Origin of the sequence: Pseudolysobacter antarcticus, from assembly GCF_004168365.1 — a bacterium.
Taxonomy (GTDB): domain Bacteria; phylum Pseudomonadota; class Gammaproteobacteria; order Xanthomonadales; family Rhodanobacteraceae; genus Pseudolysobacter; species Pseudolysobacter antarcticus.
Genome location: NZ_CP035704.1, coordinates 2,896,595 through 2,912,000 on the forward strand (window position 1 = coordinate 2,896,595; position 15,406 = coordinate 2,912,000).

The 15,406-nt window shown below is 58.5% G+C and carries 19 protein-coding genes; 16 read left to right on the forward strand and 3 right to left on the reverse strand.

The window, feature by feature from the left end; genetic code table 11:
* Nucleotides 1-64 precede the first annotated feature (64 nt).
* Nucleotides 65-1,219, reverse strand: a complete 1,155-nt coding sequence (gene dksA / locus ELE36_RS21180) for an RNA polymerase-binding protein DksA (protein ID WP_129836850.1) — start codon at nucleotides 1,217-1,219, stop codon at nucleotides 65-67.
* A gap of 228 nt (nucleotides 1,220-1,447) precedes the next feature.
* On the opposite strand from dksA, the gene yidD reads away from it, so the two are divergent.
* The 5 genes from yidD (at nucleotide 1,448) to ELE36_RS12370 (ending at nucleotide 5,393) form a co-directional block, all read left to right on the forward strand.
* Complete coding sequence (gene yidD / locus ELE36_RS21185) at nucleotides 1,448-1,792, forward strand: membrane protein insertion efficiency factor YidD (RefSeq protein WP_207215769.1); 345 nt, start codon at nucleotides 1,448-1,450, stop codon at nucleotides 1,790-1,792.
* On the forward strand, nucleotides 1,785-3,122 hold the full coding sequence (locus ELE36_RS12355) for a dihydroorotase (RefSeq protein WP_129833732.1): 1,338 nt from the start codon (nucleotides 1,785-1,787) through the stop codon (nucleotides 3,120-3,122). Before yidD ends, ELE36_RS12355 begins: the two co-directional genes overlap by 8 nt.
* Entirely contained in the window at nucleotides 3,119-3,949 is an 831-nt protein-coding gene (locus ELE36_RS12360; RefSeq protein ID WP_129833734.1) for a M23 family metallopeptidase, read from the forward strand. Before ELE36_RS12355 ends, ELE36_RS12360 begins: the two co-directional genes overlap by 4 nt.
* Before the next feature lie 74 nt (nucleotides 3,950-4,023).
* Nucleotides 4,024-4,635 (forward strand): class I SAM-dependent methyltransferase, encoded by a 612-nt coding sequence (locus ELE36_RS12365; RefSeq protein WP_129833736.1) that lies wholly within the window; start codon nucleotides 4,024-4,026, stop codon nucleotides 4,633-4,635.
* Nucleotides 4,632-5,393 carry a glycosyltransferase family 2 protein gene (locus tag ELE36_RS12370; RefSeq protein ID WP_129833737.1) on the forward strand — a complete coding sequence of 254 codons (762 nt, stop codon included), beginning with the start codon at nucleotides 4,632-4,634 and terminating at the stop codon, nucleotides 5,391-5,393. Before ELE36_RS12365 ends, ELE36_RS12370 begins: the two co-directional genes overlap by 4 nt.
* A 58-nt stretch (nucleotides 5,394-5,451) precedes the next feature.
* On the opposite strand, the gene ELE36_RS12375 is transcribed toward ELE36_RS12370, so the two are convergent.
* Nucleotides 5,452-5,748 (reverse strand): helix-turn-helix domain-containing protein, encoded by a 297-nt coding sequence (locus ELE36_RS12375; protein ID WP_129833739.1) that lies wholly within the window; start codon nucleotides 5,746-5,748, stop codon nucleotides 5,452-5,454.
* A gap of 106 nt (nucleotides 5,749-5,854) precedes the next feature.
* On the opposite strand from ELE36_RS12375, the gene ELE36_RS12380 reads away from it, so the two are divergent.
* The 11 genes from ELE36_RS12380 (at nucleotide 5,855) to ELE36_RS12430 (ending at nucleotide 14,311) form a co-directional block, all read left to right on the forward strand.
* Complete coding sequence (locus ELE36_RS12380; protein WP_129833741.1) at nucleotides 5,855-6,220, forward strand: VOC family protein; 366 nt, start codon at nucleotides 5,855-5,857, stop codon at nucleotides 6,218-6,220.
* A gap of 30 nt (nucleotides 6,221-6,250) precedes the next feature.
* On the forward strand, nucleotides 6,251-7,228 hold the full coding sequence (locus ELE36_RS12385; RefSeq protein WP_207215770.1) for a GlxA family transcriptional regulator: 978 nt from the start codon (nucleotides 6,251-6,253) through the stop codon (nucleotides 7,226-7,228).
* Nucleotides 7,229-7,352: 124 nt separating this feature from the next.
* The gene (locus ELE36_RS12390) at nucleotides 7,353-8,288 is read left to right on the forward strand and encodes a sulfurtransferase (protein ID WP_129833743.1); all 936 of its coding nucleotides are present in this window, start codon (nucleotides 7,353-7,355) and stop codon (nucleotides 8,286-8,288) included.
* Complete coding sequence (locus ELE36_RS12395; protein WP_129833745.1) at nucleotides 8,285-8,797, forward strand: YeeE/YedE thiosulfate transporter family protein; 513 nt, start codon at nucleotides 8,285-8,287, stop codon at nucleotides 8,795-8,797. Before ELE36_RS12390 ends, ELE36_RS12395 begins: the two co-directional genes overlap by 4 nt.
* Nucleotides 8,794-9,336: a YeeE/YedE thiosulfate transporter family protein gene (locus ELE36_RS12400; RefSeq protein ID WP_129833747.1), complete on the forward strand. Its 543-nt coding sequence runs from the start codon at nucleotides 8,794-8,796 to the stop codon at nucleotides 9,334-9,336. The genes ELE36_RS12395 and ELE36_RS12400 overlap by 4 nt, the downstream gene beginning before the upstream one ends.
* Nucleotides 9,333-9,947: a rhodanese-like domain-containing protein gene (locus ELE36_RS12405; protein ID WP_129833749.1), complete on the forward strand. Its 615-nt coding sequence runs from the start codon at nucleotides 9,333-9,335 to the stop codon at nucleotides 9,945-9,947. Before ELE36_RS12400 ends, ELE36_RS12405 begins: the two co-directional genes overlap by 4 nt.
* Nucleotides 9,941-11,356, forward strand: a complete 1,416-nt coding sequence (locus ELE36_RS12410; RefSeq protein ID WP_129833751.1) for an aminotransferase class V-fold PLP-dependent enzyme — start codon at nucleotides 9,941-9,943, stop codon at nucleotides 11,354-11,356. Before ELE36_RS12405 ends, ELE36_RS12410 begins: the two co-directional genes overlap by 7 nt.
* Nucleotides 11,357-11,413: 57 nt before the next feature.
* Nucleotides 11,414-11,701 (forward strand): integrase core domain-containing protein, encoded by a 288-nt coding sequence (locus tag ELE36_RS12415; protein WP_129833753.1) that lies wholly within the window; start codon nucleotides 11,414-11,416, stop codon nucleotides 11,699-11,701.
* A gap of 132 nt (nucleotides 11,702-11,833) precedes the next feature.
* Nucleotides 11,834-12,532 carry a S1 family peptidase gene (locus ELE36_RS12420; protein WP_129833754.1) on the forward strand — a complete coding sequence of 233 codons (699 nt, stop codon included), beginning with the start codon at nucleotides 11,834-11,836 and terminating at the stop codon, nucleotides 12,530-12,532.
* 226 nt (nucleotides 12,533-12,758) lie between these two features.
* Nucleotides 12,759-13,442: a hypothetical protein gene (locus tag ELE36_RS12425; RefSeq protein ID WP_129833756.1), complete on the forward strand. Its 684-nt coding sequence runs from the start codon at nucleotides 12,759-12,761 to the stop codon at nucleotides 13,440-13,442.
* 623 nt (nucleotides 13,443-14,065) lie between these two features.
* A complete protein-coding gene (locus ELE36_RS12430) occupies nucleotides 14,066-14,311 on the forward strand; it encodes a type II toxin-antitoxin system Phd/YefM family antitoxin (protein WP_129833758.1) in 246 nt (81 codons plus the stop codon).
* A gap of 102 nt (nucleotides 14,312-14,413) precedes the next feature.
* Here ELE36_RS12430 and folE2 read toward each other — a convergent pair whose 3' ends face one another.
* The gene (gene folE2 / locus ELE36_RS12435) at nucleotides 14,414-15,388 is read right to left on the reverse strand and encodes a GTP cyclohydrolase FolE2 (RefSeq protein ID WP_129833760.1); all 975 of its coding nucleotides are present in this window, start codon (nucleotides 15,386-15,388) and stop codon (nucleotides 14,414-14,416) included.
* Nucleotides 15,389-15,406 lie beyond the last annotated feature (18 nt).

The window sequence follows — 15,406 nt, forward strand, 5'->3', positions numbered from 1 at the left end:
TCTTCCGGCACAAAAAAGCCCCGCAATGCGGGGCTTTTCGATCTTGCAGAACGATCAATCAGGCTTAGTCGCCCATCTGTTTCTGGCGATGTTCCCAGCGCTCCTGCGCATCCAGGCACAAGGTCGCGATCGGACGTGCATCAAGACGATCGACACCAATATCCTCATCGGTCTCTTCGCAGTAACCGTAACGACCGTCTTCGATACGCTTGAACGCCTTGTCGATCTTGGCGATCAGCTTGCGATAACGATCGCGCGTGCGCAGCTCCAGCGAGTTCTCGGTTTCGCGCGTGGCGCGCTCCGCCTCGTCGCCGACATCACGTACTTCTTCGCGCAGGTTGTCGATGGTCTGCTTCGATTCCTCGACCAGATCATCGCGCCACTTCTGCAGCTTGTTGCGAAAATACGCAAGCTGCAATGGACTCATGTACTCCTCATCCGCGGACGGCTTGTAGCCGACCGGCAATTCGATGACTGTGTTGACGGACAAAAGGTAACGTCCGCCTTCCTTCTTGATGCCGTTATCCGAAGCCGACACTGCTGGTTTTTTGATTGCTGCTGATTTCACTGCGTTTATATTCGTCGTAATCTTGGAGGGAATGGGTTTTGCTGTCGGCACAGGGGCTACCGCTTTCGCGATAACCGGCTTGGCCGGCACAGGTTTTGTTGGCACAGGTTTTACAGGCGCGGACTTCACCGCCGCAGGCTTGCTCTTGATCATGCTCGGCGCTGGTTTCGCCAGCGTGACAGGCTTTTTCGCTACCGCTTTTTTTGCCACCTTGCTGACTGTCGGCTTTTTCGCCTTCGGTGCTGGCTTGGCGGCGGGTTTCACGGATTTCTTCGCTGGCACTTTCTTCACTACGAGCGCCTTCTTCGCCAGCAGCGGTTTTTTTGCTGCCGCCACCGGTCTTTTTACTACCGGTTTCGACTTGCTTAGCTTGACTGCCTTGATCGGCTTTTTGGCTGGTGCCGGTTTGATCGATTTCTTGGCGGAAGCCGGCTTGCTCGACTTCTTGGCTACCTTGGCAGGCGGTTTTTTCACCGCTTTCGCCGGTGATTTTTTCGCCGCTTGCGCAACGAGCTTCTTGACCGGTTTCACGGCCTTGCTCTTCGCTGCGGTTCTGGATTGCAGCGCCGCCGCTTTTGGCTTGACGACCTTCGCCGTAGACTTGGCCTTCAGCGCGGGCTTCTTCGCAGGTTTACTCGTGGTTTTCGCCATATCCATCACACCATTGTAGCCGGGCGGCGGCGTGTTATAGCCTAAGTCGCTTGCAGCGGCAACCTTTAAGATGTCGATGTGTTCAGATTGCCGGCGCCGATTCCACTTTCCGCTTCGCACTCGACGCCGAGATATCGCCAACAAGCCCTTGCACGCAAACGAATTGATACCATTTCAAATGTTCGATCAGCGCCGCAAAAATCCCATCGCAAGACTTCAACAAATATCGTGACTCGCCCCCTGCTCTACCTGCTTGCGCTGTACAAACGCTGGGTAAGCCCGCTGCTCGGGCGACGTTGTCGCTTCGAGCCGAGCTGCTCGGATTACGCACGAATCGCGATCGCGCGTTTCGGCGCCACGCGCGGCAGCCTGCTGGCGGCGTGGCGGCTCGCGCGCTGCCAGCCGTTCGCGCGGGCGGGCGACGATCCGGTGCCCGAACAGTTCCCGAGCCTGTGGCGCCGTGTAGCAACACGATCATCCTGCGCTTGCAACTCGGTCGCTGCAACGGCACATTGCGAGGCTGAAGCGACTGCGAAACCCCCTGCCGAATCCGAGGAAAAACATCATGACTGACTGGCTGATCACCAACGCCGACATCATCAACGAAGGCCGACGTTTCCACGGCGATCTACGCATCAAGAACGGCCGCATCGAAGCGATCGGCAGCGGCCTCACTGCGCGCGCTGGCGAACAGGTATTCGACGCCGCCGGGCGCCTGCTGATGCCGGGTATGATCGACGACCAGGTGCATTTCCGCGAACCCGGCCTCGAACACAAGGGCGACCTCGCGACCGAATCGCACGCCGCGGTCGCTGGCGGCATCACCAGTTTCATGGAGATGCCGAACACCAAACCGCCGGCGATCACGCTCGATGCGCTGGAAGCCAAGTTTCGCCTCGCGTCCACCCGCGCCGTCGCCAATCATTCGTTTTACCTCGGCGCGACCAACGACAATCTCGACGTGCTGCGCAGTCTTGATCCGCGCGCGGCGGCCGGCATCAAGGTGTTCATGGGCGCCTCGACCGGCAATATGCTGGTCGATAATCCCGACACGCTCGATGCCATTTTCCGCGACGCACCGACGATTCTGCTGACGCATTGCGAAGACACCCCGATGATCGAGGCCAATCTCGCGATCGAGCGCGCGCGTTATGGCGATGCGATTCCGGTCGAGCGCCATCCGTACATCCGCAGCCGCGAGGCCTGCCTGAAATCCTCCCGGCTTGCGATCGAACTCGCGCGTCGCCACGGCTCGCGCCTGCACGTGCTGCACATTTCGACCGCGGAAGAACTTTTGCAGTTCGCGCCCGGCCCGATCGCCGAAAAACGCATCACCGCGGAAACCTGCGTGCATTACATGCAATTCGACGAAGCCGATTACGCCACGCGCGGCAATTTCATCAAGTGCAATCCGGCGATCAAGTCGGCGAGCGATCGAGTCGCGATTATTCAGGCAGTGCGCGAAGGCCGCATCGACGTGCTCGCCACCGATCACGCGCCGCATACGCTCGCCGAAAAATCGCAACCCTACGAAACCGCGCCGGGCGGTTTGCCGTTGGTGCAGTTCGCGTTGCAATGCGCGCTGGAACGTTGGTTCGATGGCCAGTTGCCGCTGGAATTGATCGTCGAAAAAACCACGCACGCGCCAGCCACGTTGTTCAACGTACGCGACCGCGGATTCTTGCGCGAAGGTTATTTCGCCGATCTCGTGCTGGTCGATTTGCAGACGCCACAAACGGTCACACGCGAATCGGTATTGTCGAAATGCGGCTGGTCGCCGTTCGAAGGCATGACCTTCCGTTCCAGCATCGCCGCGACGTGGGTCAACGGCCGTCTGGCCTGTCGCTATGGAAAATTCGATAGCAATATCCAGCCCGGCCAGCGTCTGGAATTCAATCGATGAGGTCGTGCGCGGCGCGTTCGATCGCGACCGGATTGATGTTGACGATTCCACTGCTGGCGAACAGCGCGGCGCATCGGCTGGATTTGCCGGCCAGCGTGCAGCAGGGCGCACTCGTGATCGGCCATGCCGAGGCCAATGCCAGCGTGCAGTTTGATGGGCGCGCCTTGCATGTCGGCAAGGACGGTACGTTTGTATTCGGTGTGGGTCGCGATGCGCCGCCGAAGGCGCAGATCAGCGTCGAGTATTCCGATCACAGCAAACGCAGCGTGAGCCTCGGCGTGATCAAACGCGAATACCATATCGAGAGAGTCGACGGCCTGCCGCAACACACAGTGACGCCCGATCCCGAACTGTCCGCGCGCATCGAGCGCGAGCAGGCCGCGGTGGCCGAAACACGCAAACGCGACGACGAGCGCGAGGATTTCCTCGGCGGTTTCGAGCTGCCGATTCACGGTCGCATCAGTGGCGTCTACGGCAGTCAGCGTATCGACAACGGCACACCGAAATCCGCGCATATGGGTCTGGATGTCGCCGCGATCGAAGGCACGCCAATCCACGCACCAGCACCCGGTATCGTGATCTTCGCCGCCACCGATCTGGTGCTAACCGGCGGCACGGTGCTGATCGATCACGGCTTCGGTTTGAGTTCGTCGTTCCTGCACATGAGCAAGCTCGATATCAAAGTAGGCGATCATATCGAGCGCGGCCAAGTCATCGGCAACGTCGGCAAAACCGGACGCGCGAGCGGCCCGCACATGCACTGGGGTTTCAACTGGTTCGAACAGCGGCTCGATCCGGCGTTGTTGCCAGGCGTGCAATTGAAATAATCGACTGGCCTGGATTATCGCGCTCAGGTACATCGCAGATTTTCCTTTCTGCGATTCCACGCTATCCTGCCGCGATGAATGACGACCCGAACCTCGACAGAAAGACCGCATTCGAGCGCATCTACAGTGCAAACGAATGGGGTTCCAACGAATCGCGATCCGGCCTCGGATCAAACCTCGACCTCACGCATCAGGTACGGCGCGCATTGCCGCCGTTGCTACGCGCGTTCGCGGTCAAATCGATGCTCGATGCGCCCTGCGGCGATTACAACTGGATGCCGCATGTCGATCTTGGCAGCACGCACTACATCGGCTGCGACATCGTGCCCGAACTGATCGCGGCGAATCGCGAGCGCCATCCCGGCATTGAGTTTCTCAACGTCGATCTTGCCGAAGGCAGCCTGCCGCAGGTCGACCTGATTTTTTCGCGCGACTGCCTGCAACATCTGCCGGAAACCGACATCTGGAAAGTGCTGCGCAACTTCAAGCGCAGTGGCGCGCGCTGGCTGCTGACGTCATCGCACACCACGCACGAGCAAAGCATGTCGTTTTATGCGGGCGGTTTCGGTTATCTAAATCTGCAGCTGGCACCATTCAATTTCCCGCGACCGTTGCTGATCGTGCCCGAAGAACACTACGCCTCGAAGGCGATGGCGCTGTGGCCGATGTCCGAGGTACGAGGATGACCGACCGCATCACGATTGCCATTCTCGCCAAGGACAAGGCGCATACGCTGCCGCTATACCTGTGGTGCATCGAGCAGTTCGACTGGCCGAAGGATCGCCTGCTGATCTACATCCGCACCAACAACAACAACGATGCGACCGCTTCGATTCTCAAGACGTGGATAGCGCGTGTTGGCGCGCAATATGCAGCCGTGTACTTCGATGATAGCGATGTCGCAACACCAGTGCAGCAATACGGTCAACATGAGTGGAACAGCGAACGATTTCGCGTGCTCGCCGAAATTCGCCAGGCGTCGATGACCTGGGCACATGCGAACAACTCGCACTACTTCGTGGCCGATTGCGACAACTTCATCCGCAGCGAAACATTGCGCGCGATCGAACGCACCGGCTTGCCGATCGTCGCACCGCTGCTGCACTCGCAGACCGCGTACTCCAATTATCACGCCGCGATCGATGCCAACGGTTATCTGGCCGAGTGCGAACTTTACTACCAGCTATTGCGTCAGGAGATTCGTGGCTTGGTAGAGCTGCCCGTGGTGCATTGCACCTATCTTGTGCGCCACGAGGCCATTCCCGCGTTGAGTTATGCGGATGGCAGCAACCGCTACGAATACGTGATATTCAGCGACTCCGCGCGCCGCGCTGGCGTGCCGCAATACTTGGATACGCGTCGTTCCTACGGACGAATCACGTTCGCCGAACGCGAAGACCAACTCGCAGCCGAACCGTGGCGGCATGAACTTCCGCCGATGTGAATTTGATCACGCGCTGGCTATCGGAAATCGCCCGCGTGATTTTTCGCCGAGCATGAAATCAGCGCAACCAAGGCCGTAATACTCGACGCACGGCGGAGCTTGTTGTTGCCTGCAACTCTGGGTCGATCAGGCCACGGCGCTTGAGGTGTCTTAGCGCTTCCTGCACGGTGGATTTCGACAGGCCGGTTTTGATAGCGATGGTTTGCAGACTCGCCTCAACCGTATCGCGTTTGCCGCGCGTGGCGGCCGCAAGCAGAAACAGGTACACGACAAATGCCGCCGGTCGCTTGTCGTGTCCGACCAAGTCCGGCATCAGCACGTCAAGCACATATGGATCAAAAGTGATCGTTCTCATACCGATAAATGATATAGCATTTATCGGTACGTAAAAATCCGAATCCGCAGGATAATCCGGCCACGTGTGCGGCGCTCGCCGCACAGCCAACGCTACGGAGCGCAGCATGATCACTCACATCAAATTTGTCGGCATTCCGGTCAGCGACCAGGATCGCGCGCTGAAATTTTATACCGAACAACTCGGATTCGAGATCGCTACCGACCAGCCAATGGGCCCCGGGCAGCGCTGGATCGAACTGCGCGTGGCGCACTCAACCACACGAATGGTGCTGTTCACGCCTGATGGTCAGCAGGATCGCATCGGCACATTCTTCAATGGCGCACTCGCTTGCGACAACGTCGAAGCGACGCATCGACAGCTAACGCAACGCGGTGTCGAATTCGTCGAGCCACCGACCAAACAACCGTGGGGTACGTTTGCAAAATTCCGTGATCCGGATGGAAATATTTTTGTCTTGTCATCTACCTAGCCAAGCTCGCGACGCACTAAGCTACGCTGCATGAAACACAAACCACTCCTGATCGGCATCCTCGGCTACGACGGTATCAACGCACTCGACCTGACCGGGCCGGCCGAGGCATTTGTCAGTGCGGAGCAGATCGACGCACGCGGAAATGCGCAGCGCTGTTACGAGTTGTTGATCATCGGCATGACCGACCAGCCTTTTACCGCGGAGTCGGGCATCGTGTTTCACCCGGCGACCGACCTGGCGCACGCACCCGAGGTCGATACCATCATCGTGCCGGGCGGAATTGGTCTGCGTATCGGGCCTTACGGCACAGCACTGGATCGCTGGCTGCGCGAACGCGCAACGCGCACGCGCCGCGTTGCCTCAGTGTGCACGGGCGCCTATGCGCTCGCACGGACCGGCCTGCTCGACGGACGCCGCGTGACCACGCACTGGCGCCATGCGGCGGATCTGCGTGCGCAGTTTCCGGCGCTGCTGGTCGATGCCGATGCGTTGTTCATCAAGGATGGAAATTTTTATACGGCGGCGGGTGTGAGCGCGGGGATCGACCTTGCACTGGCCCTGATCGAAGAGGATTTCGGTGGCCAGGTCGCCTTGTCGGCAGCACGCGAGATGGTGGTCTACGTCAAACGCTCCGGCGGGCAGGATCAATACTCGGAACCGCTGCAATTTCAGACGCGTGCGATCGATACTTTCAGCGAGCTCGTGACGTGGATCATGGCGCATCTGGATCAGGATCTTTCGGTCGATGTGCTGGCCGAGCGGGCGCATCTCGGCACACGCCATTTCAGCCGGCGCTTCAAGGAAGTGTTCGATACCACGCCCGCGGATTTTGTATTGTCGTTGCGTTTGACCGAAGCACGTCGGCGCCTGACCATGCCACGTAGCAATCTCGATCGCATCGCCACGTCGATCGGATTCCAGAGCGCGCAATCCTTCCGTCGCGCCTTCGAAAAACACTACGGCCTGTCACCCAAGGCTTATCGCGAGCGGTTCGGCGCCGAATAGTCCAGGACCATGACTTCCGGGCCAGCCCCGCGTCCGAGATTGCCTCGCATTCGTCCGACACGCACGCGTAAGCACATCGATACTGCTCGCCGACGATCACGTCAAATCGGTGAGGAGTTTTATCATGCACATTTTTTTGAATCGCCTGGGTGCTGCGTTTTTTCTTTTTTTGCCGATGCTGGGTTTTTCCAGTGAGCCGCCAGCGGCGACAGAAAGCCTGACTGTTTCCACGGCGTGGCTGGCCGAGCATTTGCGCGACGCAAATCTGGTTTTGCTGCATGTCGGCGACAAGGGCGATTACGACGCCAAACATATTCCCGGCGCGCGTTATGTTTCGCTCGACGACATCTCGGTATCGGATCACACCGGCAAGGGCCTGATGCTGGAAATGCCGACGGCGGACGATCTGCATAAACGCCTCGCCGCGCTTGGCATCAATGACGAATCCCGCATCGTCGTCTACTTCGCCAAAGATTGGGTATCGCCAGCCACAAGAGCGATTTTCACGCTCGATACGGCAGGTCTCGGCCCGCGCAGCGCATTGCTCGACGGCGGCCTCACTGCATGGCTGCACGAAAAACGCGAGACCACAAAAGCACCGCCGGCAGCAGCAACAGGCGGAACTCTCGCGGCACTGCAAATGCAGCCGCGTATTGTCGATGCAACGTTTGTTCAAGCGCATTTGCACACGCCGGACTACGTCGTAATCGACGGTCGCGCGGCCGCCTATTACGACGGTATCGATACTGGCATGGGCCATCGCGGTCCGCACAAGACCGGGCATGTCGCCGGTGCGCAGAACCTGCCTTTCTCAACGGTGACCACAACCGACCTCAAGCTGAAATCGCCGGACGAATTGCGCGCGATGTTCGACAAGATCGGCGTCAAGCAGGACGACACTGTGATCGGCTATTGCCACATCGGCCAGCAAGCAACCGAGATGTTGTTCGCGGCGCGTTCGCTCGGCCACAAAGTGCTGCTGTACGATGGATCGTTCGAGGATTGGTCGAACCGCGATCTGCCCGTGGAAAATCCCGCCAAAAAAGCGGCAGCAAAATGAGAACGCCGCTGCCTTACGCCAATCCGTATGTCGCGGGTGTAGGCCTCGGCCTCGTGCTGCTCGCGTCGTTCGTGCTGACCGGGCGCGGACTCGGTGCCAGTGGCGCGTTCGCCAGCGCATCGGCAAGTCTGGTGTCGACCATCGCACCTCAAGGCGCCGACACCAGCGCATATTTTCGCGGTTATCTGGAAGACGGCGGTTTCGCGTCCGACTGGTTGGTGTTCGAGGTGCTCGGTCTATTGACCGGTGCCGCACTGTCTGCCGTTATTGCTGGTCGTTGGCGCGCGCAGATCGAACGTGGCCCGCGGCTAGCTGCGCGTCCGCGATTGTTCTACGCCGTCGCGGGAGGCGCGGCGATGGGCGTCGGCGCAATGCTCGCGCGCGGCTGCACCAGCGGCCAGGCTTTGAGCGGCGGCGCCTTGCTCAGTGTCGGCAGTTCGTTGTTCATGGCCAGTGTGTTCGCCAGTGCGTATCTGGTCGCCGTGTTCGCGCGCAGGTTGTGGTCATGAACACTTCTCTCGGATTGGCTGTGCTCATCGGCACCGCTTTCGGCGCGGCACTCGAACAAGCCGGACTCGGCAATGCGCGCAAGCTGGTCGGCCAATTTTATCTCACGGACTTCACCGTTTTTAAGGTGATGTTCAGCGCGATCCTCACTGCCATGCTCGGCATCTTCTGGCTGGCACGTTTGAGCTTCATCGATCTTTCTGCGTTGTATGTTCCAGAGACATTTGTCGTGCCGCAACTTGCCGGCGGTTTACTGTTCGGACTCGGCTTCGTGCTCAGCGGTTTGTGCCCGGGCACATCATGTGTGGCGGCGGCCAGCGGTCGCGGCGATGGACTGGCGACGATGTTCGGTTTGTTCATCGGCGTGACTGCATGCGGACTGGCATTTGCTTATCTGGAGCCGTTCTACAAAAGCACAGCGTATGGCGCGCTGACGTTGCCGCAGCTGCTGGGTCTGCCGTACGGCGTGATCGTGTTTGCGATCGTCGCAATTGCACTCGTCATATTTCGGCTGCTCGAAAAACTGGAGCCGTCGACATGAGCGCCGCCAGAACTTTAGGAATTGCAGCGCTCGCGCTCGGCGTTGCGGCGCCCTTCGCGGGCAACCCGTACCGAACGGCGCCGGGTCGGATCGATGTCGCCGAACTCGCCGGCATCGTCGCGCGTGAGGAAGATCATGTCGACGCAGTGCAACTAGCGAATTGGATTCGCGAGCGCAAATCCGGACTGCGTGTAATCGATGTGCGCAGTCCTGCCGAATATCAGACTTACGCCATTCCCGGTGCAGAAAACCATCCGATTGCGACGATCGATCAGAACATATTCTCCGATCGCGACGTGCTGGTGTTGTATTCCGAAGGCGGCGCACACGCGGCGCAAGCGTGGGTTTTCCTGCGCGCGCTGGGTTTGCGTCACGTGTATTTTTTGCGCGGCGGTATGCAGGATTGGCTCGACGATGTGATCAATCCGGTGCTGGCCGCAGATGCCACGCCGCAGGCGCGCCAGGCTTTTGAAGACAGCGCAGAACTGAGCCGCTATTTCGGCGGCGTACCGCGTATCGATGACGAAAATTCTGCGCCAACCGACGCATCGAAAACACCAACCAGCAGCGTTGCCGCGACCGTCGCGCGGACAAGGAGACGAGGATGTTGAGCGCCGCCGTGCCAGCCAACGATCACTACTTCGACGCACTCCGGCGACGCGAATTCGCACGCCTCGATGCACATGATCATGCTTATCTCGACTACACCGGCAGCGCGCTCTACGGCGCCTCGCAGGTCGAAGCACAAACGCGTCTGCTCGCCGACGGCATCTTCGGCAATCCGCACTCCGAACACACACCATCGCGCGGCAGTTCGGCCCTCATCGAAACCGCGCGTCGCGCAGTGCTGGCCTACTTCGATGTGGATGAAAGCACACACGCGGTATGTTTTATCGCCAACGCGAGTGCCGCGATCAAACTCGTGGCCGAGAGCTATCCGTTCTCGCCAAAGCGCGGCTTGATGCTGTCTGCCGATAACCACAACTCGGTAAACGGCATACGCGAATACGCGCACCGTGCCGGGGCACCGGTGCAAGTATTGCCACTCGACACAACGTTGCGCCTGGACGAGCCGGAGGCTCGGCTGGCACAAGCCACACGCTGCGGCGCAGGTCTGCTGGCCTTTCCCATGCAGTCGAATTTTTCGGGCGTGAAGCACCCGCAAGCGCTGGTCGCGAACGCGCAAGAACTGGGCTGGGATGTGCTGCTGGACGCGGCAGCGTTTGTCGCCTCCAATCCCTTGAGCCTGCATCGCTGTCCAGCGCAATTCACCGCGATATCGTTCTACAAAATGTTTGGACTGCCGACCGGGCTCGGCGCACTCATTGCGCGGCGCGACGCACTTGCGATACTGCAACGTCCGTGGTTCGCTGGGGGCACTGTGGAATACGCGTCGGTGCAGCACGGACGACACCAACTGCGCGCAGGCGAGGAAGGATTCGAGGACGGCACGCCGAATTTCCTCGGCATGGGTTCGGTGATTGCCGGCCTGAATTTTCTGACCGAAATCGGCGGCGCGCGCATCGCCCTGCGCACACGCGAGCTGACGCGCATATTCCTGCACGGGCTGCGCGCGCAAACGCATGCGAACGGTGCGCCACTCGCGCGCATCTACGGCCCGGGCGGCAGCGACGATGCCGGCGCCACCCTCACCTTCAACGTGCTGCGCGCTGATGGCCGCGTCGTGCCGTACGCTGAGTTTGAACAACGTGCGCGCACCGCTGGTGTGGCGCTGCGTGGCGGTTGTTTCTGCAACCCCGGCGCGGCCGAAGCCGCATTCGGATTCGATGCTGCGGCAACGGCGCGTTGCTTCGACGCAGCCGCCAGCGATTTCAGCATTCCGCGCTTTTCCGCCTGTCTCGGCAGCGACACCGCCGTCGGTGCGCTGCGCGCCTCGTTCGGCATTCCGACCAACAACCGCGACATCGCCCGCGCGCTCGAAGTGGTTGCGTCGTTTGCGCATAGCAAGGCTCAGTCACGAGTACAGTTCACGCCACACGCCGATCAACGCTTTCGCTAACGCCAAGCTGCCGATCACGCACGCTTTCAAGACCGACCTCGCCGCCAAGGATCGAGATTGGAAGCTCAGTCCAATCACAAGCAATGGGCGGCGCAACATCGCATCGAACTATTGCATATCCAACCTGGCAAGCCCACGCGAAACGCCTACATCGAACACTTCAACAGAACGTTTCGCACCGAAGTGCTCGATCGCTACGTCTTCACCTCGCTCGATGAAGTGCGTCGCATGAGCGAGGACTGGCGGCACCGCTACAACCATGACCGACCCCACCGATCACTCAGCGGCCTTTCTCCGATCAATTGCGCCGTGGCATCATTAACCAATACCTCTATTTTCAAATGACTCGAAAATTCGAGGACACTACGCTGAAATCGACCAACTTTTCGCCAAGGTGCTTTTTCTACAACCTCGTTAGCTGACGTTCTCGTCTTGTCGTACCCTCGATTGGAAAGCCTACCTAGACTGGGATCTCGCATGATCACCTCGAATGTTCTATGCCGCATGCTATTTATCCGTGCTGAGCAGAACGGCGATCCGCAATACGGCACGGCGTTCACTATAGATATCGACGGCAAGCGATATCTTGTGACTGCTAAGCATTTGTTGGGGGATCCAATCCAGGTTGACAACCTCGAATACATGCATGACGAGCGTTGGCTTTCGCTTCCTGTGCGGCTAGTTGGAACGACACGGGGGGAGACTGATATCGCTGTTCTCGCTGCGGATATTCCCCTTTCGGACTCGCTTCCGCTTGAGCCAACGCTGAAGGGGATCATCTACAGCCAGGACGTTTACTTTGTAGGCTACCCCTACAAAATGTTCATGAAAGCCGATGCGCTTGCCGGACGCCCGGCTCCGTTCGTAAAAAAGGGCATTTTGTCGAGCGCTGTCGATATCACCTCCGGCATGTTTTTTGTCGATGCGCTGAATAACGAGGGTTTCTCTGGCGGCCCGGTGGTTTTTTTGCCCCTCGAAGAGCCAGAACCTAGGCAATTACGAGTAGGTGGGGTTGTCTCGAAATTCAAAGTAGAGTCCGAGCATGTCCTTGATCAGCAGTTGGAAAGAAATGGCATGTCCGTGACCTACAACACCGGATTCATGGTGGCTTACGACATAGCCTATGCCGTTCGACTCATCAGGGCCAATCCGGTTGGTTTCCCCATTTCGGCTTGATCTTCGCTAATCACTCTACACTTCTGCCGCGCTATGGTCTTTGAAGAGCCGTTCCCCTCAATTCTGACTGCGCAAATCAAGTGCCGCGAGTTTGCAAACTATGTGGTGCCCTACATCCATCAGCGCATACTTTAGCAAGGTCAGTATGCCCCCCGAAATTCGTGTTTTCTCGGCGGAATGGAACCCACGTTTACATCCGCTCTTTTCACCGACTAAGGTTAGCGACATGTTTAAATTCCTTCTAAAATTTAAACAATCCGGAAAACGTTCAACCCCAGCACCGGCGTTCGATAAGTTAGCTGGCGCCGAAAATCTTAGCGATGAAGGTTTAACTAGGTTTCTCCGCGAGGCAATCGCCTCGCAAAACAGCACTTTTGGCGCGCTATTTCTGGTTGCGGTTGCAAACTGGCGATACGACTACATCATCATGAAGCAGGTCGTTCAATTTGGCCTTGGCTTCACAGATTCGCTGGAAGGCTACGCCCAGTTCCAAACCTACCTTCTCGAGAAGCACCGATCAAACACGCTGGAGGATGAAATTGCCCGCCGCGCGATTATTTACCGCTACCTCGCGGCCCTCACACACATGTTGACGTTCCGAGCGCGGAAGCGCCCCGAACTGTGGGATGACGTGGCTGATTTTTGGGTCGCAGTCCTTCCTGGAGCACGAGCGATTCGCCGAACGATTGAGGAAACGGCGCTCTGGCGAGCCGATGACACGAAAGAATTTTCCGAAGTAACGACGGAAGTAGATGGGGAAAACTACTGTCTGCGACACTTGTTGCCTCAGGAAATTCGATCGCACGCTAAGATCAATGAGTGGAGAGAGAAAGACTGGTCACATGAGCAACGCGCCGAAATGGAGCAATTGGATGCTGAAATTGGTCGCATGATCAATGGCCCTCGCTAGCGCAGTCGTCTGATTGTTGGAATCGCAGCTAAGGTTGCCCGCTTGCGCCTGCCGATTGGAGTTATCGAGCGCTTCTTGTTGTGATCGCCGCAGTCGATCTGCTTCCATTTGCCGTGACCAATCTTCCAGTGCCCCGCTTCCGTAAGATTGTCCGCCCACGTCAGTAGTTGCACATCCACTCCGCGCGCCGGGAGCATTCTAGGTCATGGATAGCCTCGATCAAAAAATCCGAATGAAGAGTTTCTCAAAAGCATGCTAAGCACCAAGTAATTTACAGCTTCCTCGACAGGGTGCGAAGAGCTCACAACGCGCAATCGCCTCCCGGCTCTTCCATGAGACGATGCATTGCATCTGGAGCCAAATCAATCCCCCCCGGGCCAGCTGACTGCACCCAAGTCGACGCGCAAGTCAGCAAAAATGGTCGGATCTCGCAGAGCTGCGAAAACACCCGCATCGGCCGAATGGATCATGGAAATGTGGCGGCGCGTGGCCTTGCCAGAACATCTGGATGAGGATGCTGTAAATCGGGCAAATAGAATGCGCTGCATCTTCATTTCGCGAACGCCAGTGGCTGGTTTATGCAAAGCCGTGTTCTCGTACAATTTGTGCATCAGGTGAACGCCATGAACAATCCGATCACCGCAAGCAAAGCCCGGGCAGATTTTTGTCGACTCATCGACCACGTTGCCAAGTCGCATCAGCCTATCTTGATATCCGGTAGACGCGCGAGAGCGGTGCTCATTTCAGCTGACGATTGGCGGGCGATACAGGAAACGCTTTACCTGCTGTCGGTGCCGGGCATGCGTGGTTCCATCAAGAAAGGCATGTCCGAATCGCTCGCGAAAAGTGCGAAAGCACTTGTCTGGTGAAATGGATCGTTGTTTGGGATTTCTCGGCAACTGCTGAATCTTGTTCTCGCAAACAAAAACGGCGCAGAAATCTGCGCCGTTTTGCGTGAAATGAAACCGCGATCAACCGTGGCCGAGGTGCCCGAAACTCTCGCTGCCGGCCTGGAATCCGTTGAGCACGCCTTTGGTCGCGATCGCGACGGCGTTGTGCGGGTGCAGGCTTTCGTAGTGCGAGGCGCGCACCCAGAAATCGGTGATGCGTTCGTCGTGATTGAGCGTTGATTGAATGCGGCGTGCGGCGTCTTCGCAGAACATCAGGTTGGCGCCGTTGAGTTTGGCGAAAGCCTGCTCGTCGACTCGCTTGACGGCGGTCTGCACTGGCGTCTGCAACGCGTCTTCCACGGCGTCGATAATCTCGATGATCGGGAAACCGAAACTCGGTACGAGCTTCACGCGTACTTCGGCCGAACTGCGCTGGCTGTGCGGCGTGGCGCAGATGCCTTCTTCGCTGCCGAGCCACGACATCATTTTTTCATAATCGACCGGTTTGCCCGCGGCGAAATCCAGCGCAAAACGCTCCTGGATCAATTGCCGCGCGAGCGCCGCCGAACACGGGCACGTGCTCGAATACACCACCTCGGTGGCGATTTCCATGCAGAACTGGCCCTTGTCCATCACGCCGGTGATCGCGATCGGATACGATTTCCAGCCGCTGTTGTCGCTCATCAACGCCGGGCGACGCACGAGATGATTGAACTGGATGCGCACCATCGCTCGATCCGACAAATCGGCGTGCGATTCGAGAAATTCGCGCAACAGGCGGCGCAGCGAACACGGCGTCAGCGGCTCGTTGGTCAGCACGCTATCCACATGCAGATACAGCCGCGACATATGGATGCCGCGCACTTCCGGCTTGTTGAGGTTCACATACGCGGTGACGCGCGCGCCGGATTGCACGGTACGACCGGCCTGATCGGCGAGGCTGATCGGCACTTCGATCTCGCCCATGCCGACCCATTCCAGCGTGCCGGCGACAAAGGGTTTTACCTCTTTGGCGATATCCGGCAAGGTGCGCAGTGCGTTTTCCACGGGGGGCATAACCGTATCCTTTTTCAA

Excerpts from the sequence above, each read along its gene's own strand:
- dksA (WP_129836850.1), bottom strand. The coding sequence starts at position 1,219 with ATGGCGAAAACCACGAGTAAACCTGCGAAGAAGCCCGCGCTGAAGGCC.
- ELE36_RS12355 (WP_129833732.1), top strand. The coding sequence starts at position 1,785 with ATGACTGACTGGCTGATCACCAACGCCGACATCATCAACGAAGGCCGA.
- ELE36_RS12360 (WP_129833734.1), top strand. The coding sequence starts at position 3,119 with ATGAGGTCGTGCGCGGCGCGTTCGATCGCGACCGGATTGATGTTGACG.
- ELE36_RS12365 (WP_129833736.1), top strand. The coding sequence starts at position 4,024 with ATGAATGACGACCCGAACCTCGACAGAAAGACCGCATTCGAGCGCATC.
- ELE36_RS12370 (WP_129833737.1), top strand. The coding sequence starts at position 4,632 with ATGACCGACCGCATCACGATTGCCATTCTCGCCAAGGACAAGGCGCAT.
- ELE36_RS12375 (WP_129833739.1), bottom strand. The coding sequence starts at position 5,748 with ATGAGAACGATCACTTTTGATCCATATGTGCTTGACGTGCTGATGCCG.
- ELE36_RS12380 (WP_129833741.1), top strand. The coding sequence starts at position 5,855 with ATGATCACTCACATCAAATTTGTCGGCATTCCGGTCAGCGACCAGGAT.
- ELE36_RS12385 (WP_207215770.1), top strand. The coding sequence starts at position 6,251 with ATGAAACACAAACCACTCCTGATCGGCATCCTCGGCTACGACGGTATC.
- ELE36_RS12390 (WP_129833743.1), top strand. The coding sequence starts at position 7,353 with ATGCACATTTTTTTGAATCGCCTGGGTGCTGCGTTTTTTCTTTTTTTG.
- ELE36_RS12395 (WP_129833745.1), top strand. The coding sequence starts at position 8,285 with ATGAGAACGCCGCTGCCTTACGCCAATCCGTATGTCGCGGGTGTAGGC.
- ELE36_RS12400 (WP_129833747.1), top strand. The coding sequence starts at position 8,794 with ATGAACACTTCTCTCGGATTGGCTGTGCTCATCGGCACCGCTTTCGGC.
- ELE36_RS12405 (WP_129833749.1), top strand. The coding sequence starts at position 9,333 with ATGAGCGCCGCCAGAACTTTAGGAATTGCAGCGCTCGCGCTCGGCGTT.
- ELE36_RS12410 (WP_129833751.1), top strand. The coding sequence starts at position 9,941 with ATGTTGAGCGCCGCCGTGCCAGCCAACGATCACTACTTCGACGCACTC.
- ELE36_RS12420 (WP_129833754.1), top strand. The coding sequence starts at position 11,834 with ATGATCACCTCGAATGTTCTATGCCGCATGCTATTTATCCGTGCTGAG.
- ELE36_RS12425 (WP_129833756.1), top strand. The coding sequence starts at position 12,759 with ATGTTTAAATTCCTTCTAAAATTTAAACAATCCGGAAAACGTTCAACC.
- ELE36_RS12430 (WP_129833758.1), top strand. The coding sequence starts at position 14,066 with ATGAACAATCCGATCACCGCAAGCAAAGCCCGGGCAGATTTTTGTCGA.
- folE2 (WP_129833760.1), bottom strand. The coding sequence starts at position 15,388 with ATGCCCCCCGTGGAAAACGCACTGCGCACCTTGCCGGATATCGCCAAA.